Origin of the sequence: Rhizobacter sp. (assembly GCA_021153565.1) — a bacterium.
In the GTDB taxonomy this organism is placed as follows: Bacteria; Pseudomonadota; Gammaproteobacteria; order Burkholderiales; family Burkholderiaceae_C; genus Albitalea.
The window spans coordinates 1-11,973 of record JAJKJU010000010.1 but is presented as its reverse complement, the minus strand read 5'-3'; the positions used below and the strand labels follow the sequence as shown (position 1 = coordinate 11,973).

Annotated in this window: 5 protein-coding genes and 1 tRNA gene; 1 reads left to right on the top strand and 5 read right to left on the bottom strand. The window is 61.3% G+C overall.

Annotated elements, in window-relative coordinates; all coding sequences use genetic code 11:
* Window positions 1-27: 27 nt before the first annotated feature.
* Both AC30NL_RS00910 and AC30NL_RS00905 read right to left on the bottom strand, forming a co-directional pair.
* On the bottom strand, window positions 28-606 hold the full coding sequence (locus tag AC30NL_RS00910) for a hypothetical protein (protein WP_489462132.1): 579 nt from the start codon (window positions 604-606) through the stop codon (window positions 28-30).
* A gap of 567 nt (window positions 607-1,173) precedes the next feature.
* Window positions 1,174-5,643 (bottom strand): coiled-coil domain-containing protein, encoded by a 4,470-nt coding sequence (locus AC30NL_RS00905; protein ID WP_489462131.1) that lies wholly within the window; start codon window positions 5,641-5,643, stop codon window positions 1,174-1,176.
* Between the two features lie 1,176 nt (window positions 5,644-6,819).
* On the opposite strand from AC30NL_RS00905, the gene AC30NL_RS00900 reads away from it, so the two are divergent.
* Window positions 6,820-7,692, top strand: coding sequence for a hypothetical protein (locus AC30NL_RS00900; protein ID WP_489462130.1), 873 nt, complete (start codon window positions 6,820-6,822; stop codon window positions 7,690-7,692).
* Between the two features lie 108 nt (window positions 7,693-7,800).
* On the opposite strand, the gene AC30NL_RS00895 is transcribed toward AC30NL_RS00900, so the two are convergent.
* The 3 genes from AC30NL_RS00895 to pepN form a co-directional block, all read right to left on the bottom strand.
* Window positions 7,801-7,876, bottom strand: a tRNA-Thr gene (locus AC30NL_RS00895).
* Between the two features lie 25 nt (window positions 7,877-7,901).
* Window positions 7,902-8,912: a class 1 fructose-bisphosphatase gene (locus AC30NL_RS00890; RefSeq protein ID WP_489462129.1), complete on the bottom strand. Its 1,011-nt coding sequence runs from the start codon at window positions 8,910-8,912 to the stop codon at window positions 7,902-7,904.
* Between the two features lie 197 nt (window positions 8,913-9,109).
* On the bottom strand, window positions 9,110-11,806 hold the full coding sequence (gene pepN, locus AC30NL_RS00885) for an aminopeptidase N (RefSeq protein WP_489462128.1): 2,697 nt from the start codon (window positions 11,804-11,806) through the stop codon (window positions 9,110-9,112).
* Window positions 11,807-11,973 lie beyond the last annotated feature (167 nt).

Sequence of the window (11,973 nt, the reverse complement as noted above, 5' to 3'; positions counted from 1 at the left end):
GTGGGCCTTTAACGGAATGAGTAGGGGTTAAAGATATTGCGGATGCTGATACAGCGGATGCTGATACTGGCTCGTTTGGAAGTAGGGGTTGTAGTTCTGCACTCCGTACCTGAACTCGTCCAGCCTCTCGCGAAATTGGTCCGCGACATCCCGTACGTAACGACTGACATTCGGCAGGGAATGCCCGGCGGCGTTCATGGCCAAGTCCGCCGTGTACATCGAAGCCCCCCACGCCACATCAAGAACATGCCCCAACCCGGAGATGCTGGACCTCGCCAAATCTTCGGCCTGCCTAGCCACTTTGCGGCCATAGCGCGCGGCCCCAGAAACCATTTTGTGCGGATCGAAGTCACTGATCCAGGACCGCGTTGCACGCGCAGCATTCCTGATGCCCTGCCCCGCGTGGTGAGCGAACTTAGACGCATGACTCGCTGCGTTGCCAAAAGCCTGGTTCGCGTTATAGCGGCAATTACTTTGAGACTGGCGGTAACGTTGCGCCGCGTTATACGCCTCGTAACCAGCGTTGGGGTTCTGGGGCCACGCGGCACGGTGCTCCTGCCCACGAGCCCGGACGCCGTTCTCGAGTTGTTGCGCGCTGTGGAACACGCCATTCCCCCAATGATTTATGGCCTCCCGGGCGTGGTGGGCCGCGCTTGAGAACGAGGCCCTCACAGGCACCGATCCGCGCGGCGCCATGTTCCCGCCAGGCACTCCGCCGCTACGCGTGTGCAGGGGAGACGAGGTATTTGGTGCCGTGGACCGGCGCGGCGCCGAGCCGGTGGTTGGTTCAGTTGGGAGCGGCGAGTACTGGACGCCGCGGAAGCGGTCGCCTACTACGTTGTATGTCATGATTGCTTTCGATCAAATGGGTTGTGGTGAGCCGGAATGAATGGTTCGTTCATCGCGACAATGAATCTTGAGATCGGATTGCCGGGTCCGCATCCTGATTTCCGAATCCTTGCTTGCCAATGCGAAGTTATTGGCCGAAATTCCGGGATCGGACTGCTGCATCGCGGACCCTACGAGGCTGCGTAGCCTGTTCCGTGGCCGCCTCGGCAGCTACTTCTCGAAGCCGAACCTGGAAGCTTGGCTCGGGACCTGTGCCCAGACGCCGATAAGGGGGCGGTTGATAGAGCGCGGGGCGACTTGACACAGTGACCAGGTGCATGGCTTTCACCGTGGCCAAGTCTCAGATTCGTTCATGCCTCTTGCCCTCGTTTCGGACTTGACCACGATGCCCCAGTCACTGCCCATGCTCTTCGCGATGTCGCTTTTGACGATCACCTTTGCCTTGTAGGGCATGTAGGACGTGTCGTCCCCCAGCAGATCCTGGATCTTTTTCAGATGTTTGTCGGCAACGTCTTCGAATCCCTGCTCGGCGGCCAGCGCTCCCGCACTTGCGAGAGCAGTCAGCCGCGCACAGACCTCTGGCTTCACATCCATTGTTTCGTTCAGCGTCACGGTGCCCCCGTTGCGAACACGCTTCTTGGCCCGCTCCATGAAGTGATTCAGGTCATCTTCGACGCACAGTCGAATCGCAGCCGGTGACAGCCCTTCGGGCCACTTGGTCGAGCGGATCACGTGTGCAATCCACTCTTCGCGGTGGCTGTCGATTCGTTGCTTGAATTTCGTGAAGCTGCTGAATTCCATCGCTCGATCTGCCACCAGCGTCCCATCGGGCATGCTGACCCATTTGAAGCCATCCTGCTCGGTTGACATGCGCAGGGTCTTCTCCAGGAACATCGACAGCGTCCTGGGGCGGACCTCGAGGTGAGGCTGGCTGACTGAGGGAGAGAACGCGGCAGACAGGGCGAGCCGCACCGAGTTGATGAGGGTCCGACTTCGCACATGCAAATCGATGCCTTGGGCGCCCGTGATCGTTTCGGTCCTCGTCACGTTTTCGGCCGCGATACGCCACTCCGGCCCCATGCCCAGTGCGCCCTGCTTGTGGTTGATGTCGGTCGTCCCGCTGAGTGACAGGCTAAATCCAAGCGCGGTCTCTGCGCTGAAGGCCTTCGTTTTACCCGAGGTCGTGCCGACGGAAACCGTGGGATGCGTCGCCAGCAGAGCGGCCAGCGGATCGCTGAATGCTGCTGTTCCGTCCTCGTCTTCAATCTTGTCCCAGTTCAGCAAGGTGTGCAGCATGTCTTCGAAGTTCTGAACCATGTCGTCGGACTTGGGTGCACGAAGGGCGACGCCCTGCGCCTGCGTTGAACTGAAGCTGCGATTGTGTCCGCCTTTGAAACCCAGCGTGAACTTGTCGCTGGCATTTTTGAGAAGGGGCGGAATGCCCACACTGAACAATCCGCCCAACTTGCCCGTCCACTGTGTGGTCTTGCCAATCAACAGGTTCAATCCCTTCGAGTCGCGTTTCACGCCCAGTTCGTGGTGCCCGCGGCGGGTGATTTCTGTGTCCGCCGTGACCGACACGCCCACGAGCATGGGGCCAAGCTTGTTGACGGCCCATGACAACCCACTGGCGCTCAAGCCGTAGATCGTGCCCTGGCTCGCAGATACGGAGCCGCTGGTTGCACCGACAACGGGGGCAAGCCATGCCTGCAGAGCATTCGAATCGAGCTCGCTTCTTTGTGTGAAATTGGCGGACTGCGTTTGCAATTGCATAGCCTTGGACAAGAGTGTGCCGATCTCGTCCGGCGCAGGCGGCGGCTCGACGATGGGGTCCGTCGTCCTCAGTGCATTGAGTCGCCGACGGATTTCGGCAACCACTTGTTCCTCATGCTCATCTTCTTCGTCTTCTTCTTCCTCGATTGGCGAAAGTGGGCCGCCCAAGAAGGTGAAATCGATCGCCGGAACGGGTTCCACGGGGGGCGACTCGTTGCGGGCGGGTGCGCCCAGCAGCGGGTGAAGAGTCTGGAGCACCTGGAGCAGCTGGACTTTCCGTTCAGTGGCAAGCCCCAGCAGGGCGTCGCCCAGGGCATCTGAATTCACAGCTGATGATGTGCCCCGGCGCAGCGTGCTCGGTTCAACGCTGTCAGGCTTGGTCTGCGGCAGTGCTGCCGTGGCATCTCGCAGTGCCCGCGGCACCTTGCCGGGCACTTGCTCGCGATGCGCCCAGGACGTGCTGTCCCTCTTGATGCGCGGCCAGTCGCCCCGACCGATCGTCAAGGTGTCCCAGCGTTGGTGCTTTTGGCCGCGCTTGACCGCGCGATTCAACAGTGTTGCGGCCTGAATCAGCTCGTCGCTCGGCTCGGGGCGCGCGTCGATGATCAGGTCGGTCGTCCTCTGCAGTAGCGCCTCGCAGGCGGCCTGGAGCGTGTTCGACAGATCACGTTCCACCGTGGGGAGGCCGACGTCGAACCCGACCGATTGCATCACTTGCCTGCCACTGAGGGGCGAATGTTTCATCGTCCGTGTTTTTTTGGCCCGATCGAGCCACACTGAAACCTGATTGAGCCACTGCTTCGTGATGTCGTAGTCACTGCCCTTGGCGAGGGAAATGAAGCCGTTTCGCACACCGTTGAACGCGGTGCGTTCGAGCTTGCTCAGCGGCCGGCTGCTTTCCGTGGCGTGAACCACCTTCTTCGAGGCCCGGGCGGCGGTTGTTAGCCATACGAGGGTGGCTGGATCCCGCTCGCTTTCAGGCAGTCGCAGGTGATCCATGATGGCGGTGTCGGCCCTGTAGTACACCTGCAGGGCATTCATTTGTGCCGGTTCAGGCCGAGCACCCTCATTGCTCGTCATGCGCAGCAGCGTCAGCACGCCGCATGCCATTCCCACGAGGCGGCGGACCAGATTCGCGGGAGACCAATCGACGATCGGATGCCCGGGAGGCGGGACCAACGCCGTCAATGGAAGGCGCATCAAATTATTCAACAGACGGCTCGCTTGGGCCGCATTGCCCCCCGTTTCGAGCGCCAGGGAACGGGTGACGATTTCCAGCGTCTCGGCCACCGGCAGGCGCGCCGCCGCAGGGACTTTGTCGAGGGTCGCGTCCAGCCGGTCTCGAAGCCTGGTCAGTTCCGCACTCAATTCGGGCGCATGGTCGAACCCCGGTGGCGCCTCGATCAGCGTCCTCATCGACTCCTCGCGGTCTCTGGTCTCCTCGAGCTGAAGCGCGGCTTCCGCTGCCTCAGCCTCAGCGGCGCGCGCTTGCATGACGGCTGCTTCATCTTGGACTGGGTGCAACTGCTCACCGAGGTTTGCGATTTGCCTGCGCAGCTTTAGCACCGCAGCCTGCGCGGAGTCGGATTTGAATCTGGCCTCCCTGGCTTGCCATGCCCGTTCGATCTCGGCTTCGTTCGTGACGAGCGCGCGCTGCACCGCCTCGAGTTGATGCTGGGTGTCAGTCAGCATGTCGTGGCAGGCGGCGAGTTCCTGCTCGATCGGCGCGCGCTGGGCCAGCGCTTCATGATGTGCACGAATCGTCGTGTCAACCTCCGTCACATTCTGCTCTTGCTCATTGCTGCGAGTCTTGCGGTCGAGGATGTCCCTCTCGGCCTGAGCGAGGGAGGCGAGCTTGTCTTGATGCGTGGCCTCGAGTTTCTTGATCAAGGACGTGGCCTTGATACGTTCCGGGGAGAAGCTGGGGAGCGCATTGATCTCATCACGGGTCTTGCGCAGAGCGGAGTTGCTTTTTTCTACTCGGAAGGCGGCAATGTCCCTCTCCAGCTTTGCCTGCATCAGCGAGGCCTCGGCCATCTGGTGGTGAAAGGCTGCCACAGCCGCTTCGCCCATCGGGATCGCCGGTACTTCGGACGCATTGGCCAGATTGGTGGACAGCTCAGCGTGGCGGGCCTTCAGCTGGTCCAACCGCTCGCGCAGGCTCTGATCTTTGCCCTTCAGTTCCTCCTGTTGCTCGTGCAGATCTATCTGGGCGTCTTGCAGGCTTGTGGTGTCTTCCGCGCCCATGCAGGCGCGCAGGGCCTCGCCGCAAACCTCCTCTGCGGCATCGAGCCTGATGTTCAACTCTTCCAGTTTGCTGCTCACCAACTCGCCCAGGTCTTTGAGGTGCTGGTTCTTTTTCGTCAGTGCTGCTGCGGTTCCCTCGGTTCCAAGCAGCTTGCCCGCGTCCTTCGCGGGCTTGAACTGCGATCCATTGTTCCAGCCATGGTGTCCGTCCTCAAGCTTCCCGAGGGACCACCCCATGGCTGCGGCGCCGCGCTTGATAAGGCCGGGCCTCTTTTGGCGTGTTGGTGGTGGCGCCACTGTGTCTTGCAATGAGGCGGCGATGGCATGCGACGTGGCGCGGCTTTCAATCTCCTCCTTCTTCAGTTTGCCGAGCGGCGCGGGCGGTGGCAGCGAGCCGTCGCGCTTGTGGGGTCGTCTCTTGCTGTACGCCCCACGGAACCCCATGGCAAAGCCGAATTGCAATCCCGATGCCAGGTTCCTTTGGCTGCCTATGGACTTCCTGTTGCCCTTGCTTTCATGCAAGCCGTCGTGGGAGCCGTGTAGCGGCGATTCGATCGCTTTATCACGACGTGGGTCAGAGGACGGGTCGATCTGGGCGGATGCCGGCGAGCTGCTTGTCCGCGGAGCCGGCGCTGGTGTTGACTGAACATCGGCCCTTTGAAAGTCGAGGTCAAACACGTCCTGCTCGTCGTCATCTGTCGGGGGGCTTGGCAAGCCGATATCAATCTCGAACAAGTCGTCATCGATTTCATGCAAGCCATCAGCGGAAGACATGAGCTCTCTGAAGCTTCCGATCGAGCCTGAAGCGGACTCGCCAGAGTGGTGCGATTGCGGATCAGGGGTCGGGTCATTGCCCTGGCTTGTGATTTGGTGGGCCGTTTCGGATGCCGTCCCGCTGTTCATCTCATGCTGTTCCGGCGCGTGCGACGAAGAACGACTGCTCTGCGCAATTGGGACATCGGCGCTTGGCTGTTGCAGGAAGAGCTGCGCCAGGGTCCGAGATGTTGTTCCGGACAATGCGGCCGTTTCCTGCGCGATGGATTCAATCAGGGGCTGCAACCTTTCCTCGTCGTCCGGTTCTGCACCGTTCGTCTGATGCTGTTCCGGCGCTCGCGATGAACGAAGGCTGCTCTCGTCGCTCGGAACATCGGCAATTGGCTGCCGAAAGAGAAGCTCCGCCGGTGTTCGAGACCCCGCTTCGTGCAGTGCGCCTATCTCACGTGTGCTTGATTCATGGGCCTGCAACGATTGCTCGTCGGCCGGTTCGGCTCGACTCGAGGACGCATCGGATTTCTGGCGAGAGGAACCAAGGCACAACGCCCCGGCGAATTTCGAGAGCGTTCGGACAGCTTGGCGAATGTTTGATGGGTCACCCTTGACACGGGCTTGCTTCGGTGAGGCCGCATTGTCCGGGGGTGATGTAGATCGCCTCACGAGACCTGACGGGCTGTCTTCCTCAATTTCATGCCCAATTGACGGCGGTGTCGTGCGCGCGCGAGGCAGGTCCAGGGTCGCAATCTCGTGAGAATCCGACGCGCTCGCGGTGCGGCGCGGGCTCAATCCCCCCGGTTCCGAGGCCAATGCGCGCGGACTCCGCGGCGATGACATCTGTTCCTCATGGCGAGGTGCATCCGCGGAAGTGGTGTCCGCATTCGAAATGTGTCGAGTACGTAGGATGGGCATCGTGTCACTGTGGCGGTTCGCATCGAATCGCGGTGTTGGGATGCGCAACGGTGAACATTCAAACGAAATGCACGGGATCTGCCAGCAGGGGTGATGTGCGAAACACTAAGTGGCTCCGCGAACTCGCAAATGCGAAATTGCTTGAAAGCGCCGGGCGCAGGATGCCGGCGTTTTCGTATTTCCTGACGCGGCTACGCATCGTCACGCAACGGACAGGAGTCACGTCGCCATAGTCAGGGGGCAACCACACTCTTTCAGGAGCTGCTCATGTCCGATCCATCCATACGCTGGACGACGCTTTCCATTCGGATTGAAATTCCCAACGAGTCGAAGCACGAATCGAGGCACCACCATCACCATCACCAGGGTCCGAGGGGGAACCTGATGGACCGGTTGCAGGAGATCTTCTCCATGCTGATGCCTGTGTTGAGGGACATGCAGACGAAGCTTTTGCCGGGAATTCAGAATCTTTTCGATCAGCCGCCAAAGCAATGCGAGGATCCGCATCATCCGGACGAGCCTGATTCCACTGCGCCGTCGACAAGTGCCTCCGGCTTCTCTGGTTCGCCGGCGCACAGTGTCGGCGAAGCGGCGGATCGCGCGCACCCGACCTTCCGTCCGGTGTTGCGCGGTGACGAGAAGGAAAAGGATGCAAAGATCAAGTCACAGGCGGATTTTGGTCGCGCTGCAGACGAAGTCGCTCGCGAGTACGGTCTCGATCCCAATGCATTCCGCGCGCAACTGCAGGTTGAAAGCAGCGCCTTCACCAACGGCTACCAGCAAGCGATGAAACACGAGGGCGACCTTGATCGCGCCGGCGAGAACAACACGTCCATCGGGCTGGGCCAGATCTCGCGCAAGTTTCTCGACGGCCGTGAATGGTCAGATGATGGCCCGGGCGATTGGCGAGTGGGTTCTCAGGTCGTCACGACGGACCAGTACATGAACAGCCCCACGATCCAGCTGCGCATGGCCGCATCCAATCTTGCCCAGCGCATTGCCGATCACGGCGGGTTGAACCAAGGCCTCGCCTACTATGTTTCCGGTAGTTCAGATCCTTCGTCCGGCTGGGCCGCGAAGTACATCGAGAACATCAACAAGTTCATGAACGACTCTGCTGTGACGGATGTCGGGCGATGAGCATCTGCCGAAGTGGTTCAAGCCCCTCTTGAGCGCGATTCCGGTTTCTTGCATCTGAAGACCCCCAAAGCAAAAGGGCCTGACTTTCGTCAGGCCCTCGGGCTTTTCTGGTGCCGGTGAGAAGAGTCGAACTCCCGACCTTCGCATTACGAATGCGCTGCTCTACCAACTGAGCTACACCGGCGTAGCCCGCGATTATAGCGGGCCTTTTAGACGGCTTCGCGATGGTAGCCGGTCACGCGCTCTACCTCGTTCTTCGAACCAAGGAAAACAGCCACGCGTTCGTGCAGTTTTCCGGGTTGCAGGTCGAGGATGCGGGCCTTGCCATTGGTGGCTGCGCCGCCCGCCTGTTCGACGATGAAGCTCATCGGGTTCGCCTCGTACATCAGCCTGAGCTTGCCGGCCTTCTCGGGCTCGCGCTTGTCCCACGGGTACATGAACACACCACCGCGGGTCAGGATGCGGTGCACGTCGGCCACCATGCTCGCCACCCAGCGCATGTTGAAGTCCTTGGCTCGCGGACCTGTCTCGCCTGCCAGGCATTCGTTGACATAGCGCGACACGGGCGGTGCCCAGTGGCGCATGTTGCTCATGTTGATCGCAAACTCCTTGGTGTCCTCCGGAATCCGTATACCTTCTTGCGTCAGCATCCACGCGCCTTGCTCGCGGTCCAGCGTGAACATGACCACTCCCTCGCCGACGGTCAGCACGAGCATGGTCTGCGGTCCGTAGATGCAATAGCCGGCCGCCGCCTGTTGCGAGCCGGCCTGCAGGAAGTCCCTCTCGCTCACGCCTTCATCGCTGCTGCTTTTCTTCAGCACCGAGAAAATGGTGCCAATGCTCACGTTGACGTCGATGTTGCTCGAGCCGTCGAGCGGATCGAACAGCAGCAGGTATTCGCCTTGCGGAAAGCGGTTGGGCACGACGTAGATGCCTTCCATTTCTTCCGATGCCATCGCCGCCAGATGGCCGCCCCATTCGTTGGCCTCGATCAGCACTTCGTTGGCGATGATGTCCAGCTTCTTCTGGATTTCGCCCTGAACGTTCTCGCTGTCGGCGCTGCCCATCACGTCGCCGAGCGCCCCCTTGTTGACGCTGATGCTGATGCGCTTGCAGGCGCGCGCGACGACTTCGATCAATAACCTCAGTTCGGCGGGGATGCTGCCGTTTTGGCGCTGCTGTTCGATGAGGTACTGGGTGAGACTGATGGGACGAGGCATGGTTGATAGGGTGATTTCGATTCTTTGGGCAGGGGGTCAGAAGCTGAGAGTTTTTCGATCATGCCCGCTCATCACGCCAAAAGCCCCCTGCTCGTCGTTGCAAATGCTCGCCATAGCCAGGCTATGGCTGCGCCTTGCGCCTAGATCAGGTGTCTTTTGACGTGTTGCTCGGACACGTTCGAAATACTCTCGGCCTCTCAGGCATCGGCGAGGGCGCGTGTGACTATCTCTCGGACGTCGCTCGACAAGTCAGGTTTGGCTGCGACACGGGTCACCGCTTTGCGTGCCGCGCTACGGTATGGCTCGGCCAGGCGGCTCCAGCGGTCCATCACCCGCGCGATGCGGGCCGCGAGTTGCGGGTTCATGGTGTCGAGTTCGAGCACGCGCTCGGCCCAGAACACATAGCCTGCCGCGTCGGCACGGTGAAATGCAGCGGGGTTCTGCATGCACAGCGAGGCAATCAGGCTGCGTGCGCGATTGGGGTTCTTGAGCGTGAAATCCGGGTGCGACATCAAGGCCTTCACCCGCGATAGCACGCGCCCATTGGACTCAGGCGCGCTCGCTTGCAACGCGAACCACTTGTCGACGACGAGAGGCTCGCCCTTGAAGAGTTCATAGAAGCGCGCCAGGGCCGGTTCGGCCAGTTCCGAATGCGAACTCAGGAGCGCCCAAAGCGCGCCCTGCCGATCGGTCATGTTCGCTGCGTCCTTGAAACGCTGGTACGCACGGCCCGCCCACACGCCATCGCCGCGCGCGACTCCGTCGAGGCACAGCATGTTGAGCGCGAGATTCGCGAGCGAGCGCTTGCCGCAAGACACTGGGTCTGGCGAGTAGCCGCCATGCACCTGATTGGCCTCGTAGGCAGCAGCCCAGTCGTCGCGCAAGGCCTGCGCGAGCTGCCTGCGCATGGATTCGCGCACGGCATGAACGCGTTGCGGGTCGACGACGTCGAGCTGCTCGGCGACGTAGATTTCGCTCGGCGGGATGAGCACAAGTTCCTTGAATGCAGCGTCCAGCGTCGAATGGCGCAGCACTGCACGCATGGCTTCGACAAAGGGTTCGTCCAACGTCAGCTCGCCATTGCCGCGCACGGCGGCAAGCAAGCGTGACAGGGCCAGTCGCTGCCCGGCCTCCCAGCGGTTGAATGCGTCGGTGTCGTGCTGCAGCAAGAGAAGCAGGTCGGTATCAGCGAGGCCGTCCACAAGCGCCACCGGCGCCGAGAAGCCACGCAGCAGTGAAGGCACCGGCTCTTCATCGACGTTCACGAAGGTGAAGGATTCGCGTGCTTCGGACAGCACCAGCACCCGCTCCTGCGGAAAGCTTCCTGATGCCGGCAGGGTTTCGTCTGCGAGTTGCAGCGACAGTGTCTTGCCGTCGCGCCCGAGCAAGCCCATGGACATCGGGATGACATAAGGCTGCTTCTCGGCTTGCCCATTGGTCGGCGCGCAGCTTTGCTCCAGCACCAGGGTATAGGTGCGCGTCGGCGCATCGTAGCGACCGTGTGCCGTCACCTTCGGCGTGCCGGCCTGGCTGTACCAGCGCTTGAACTGTGGCAGTTGCCGAGCGAGTTCGCTTTGCGGGTTGGCGTCGGCAATGGCTTGCGCAAAATCGTCGCAGGTGACGGCACTGCCGTCATGGCGTTCGAAGTAAAGCGTCATGCCGAGCGCGAAACCTACGCGGCCCACGAGCGTCTGCATCATGCGCACGACTTCGGCGCCTTTTTCGTAGACGGTGGCCGTGTAGAAGTTGTTGATCTCGACGTAGCTGTCGGGGCGCACCGGGTGCGCCATCGGGCCCGCGTCTTCGGGAAACTGCGACATGCGAAGCGCGCGCACGTCGTCGATGCGCTTGACGGCACGGGCAGACGCCGGCCCTGCCATGTCCATGCTGAATTCCTGGTCGCGGAAAACCGTGAGGCCTTCTTTCAGGCTCAACTGGAACCAGTCGCGGCAGGTGATGCGGTTGCCTGTCCAGTTGTGAAAGTACTCGTGACCCACCACGCTTTCGACACCGAGGTAGTCGGCGTCGGTGGCAGTGGCCGGGTTGGCCAGGACGAACCTCGTGTTGAAGATGTTGAGGCCCTTGTTCTCCATCGCGCCCATGTTGAAGTCGCCCACCGCGACGATCATGAAGCGGTCGAGATCCAGCGGCAGTTTGAAGCGTGCTTCGTCCCACACCACGCTCGCGATCAGCGAGTTCATTGCGTGCTCGGTCTTGTCGAGGTCGCCGCGGCGCACATAGACCTGTAGCAGGTGGTTCTTGCCAGAACGCGTAGTCACCCACTGCTCGCGGGCGACGAGGTCAGCGGCGACCAAGGCGAAGAGGTAGCTCGGCTTTGGGAACGGGTCGTGCCACTTCGCAAAATGGCGGCCGTTCGCCAGTTCGCCGTGCTCGACGAGGTTGCCGTTCGATAGCAGCACCGGATACGCATGCTTGTTCGCAAGGAGCGTCACGGTATAGATGGCCATCACATCGGGCCGGTCCAGGAAGTAGGTGATGCGGCGAAAGCCCTCGGCCTCACACTGCGTGAAGAGGCCGCCGCCGGAGGTGTACAGCCCCGACAGATGCGTGTTCTTGTCCGGCGCGCAGGTGTTTCGGATCTCGAGCGTGAAAGGCCCAGGCGGCACGCCTTGCAGCGAGTCGATCACGAGCATGCTGTCTTCATGACGGAAGGAAACGGACTCGCCGTTCACGAGCACGCGAGTCAGGTTCAAATCTTCGCCATGCAGCTTCAGGGCCTGCGCCGGTACGTTGGCGTTGCGCTCCAATTGCATTCGATTGATGACCAGCGTCTTGCCTGGGTCGAGGTCGAAGGTGAGGTCGACGGTCTTGATCCAGAACGCGGGTGCGCTGTAGTCCTCGCGGCGGATGAGAGGGGCGGTGCCTTCACGCATCAGATTTCTCCTTCTGGTGGGCGTCGCGCAAAACTGCGTCGACGTCGATCGCGTTGAGATCGGGAACTAGTGTCGCGTCAAGCCTCAAGTGTCGGTTGATCGCGCCGCTGTCGGAGCGCAGTGCAAGGCGCGCCGACGAGTCATAGCCGTCGCTATGGCGAGGAGGC

Excerpts from the sequence above, each read along its gene's own strand:
- AC30NL_RS00890 (WP_489462129.1), bottom strand. The coding sequence starts at position 8,912 with ATGCCTCGTCCCATCAGTCTCACCCAGTACCTCATCGAACAGCAGCGC.
- AC30NL_RS00900 (WP_489462130.1), top strand. The coding sequence starts at position 6,820 with ATGTCCGATCCATCCATACGCTGGACGACGCTTTCCATTCGGATTGAA.
- AC30NL_RS00905 (WP_489462131.1), bottom strand. The coding sequence starts at position 5,643 with ATGTCTTCCGCTGATGGCTTGCATGAAATCGATGACGACTTGTTCGAG.
- pepN (WP_489462128.1), bottom strand. The coding sequence starts at position 11,806 with ATGCGTGAAGGCACCGCCCCTCTCATCCGCCGCGAGGACTACAGCGCA.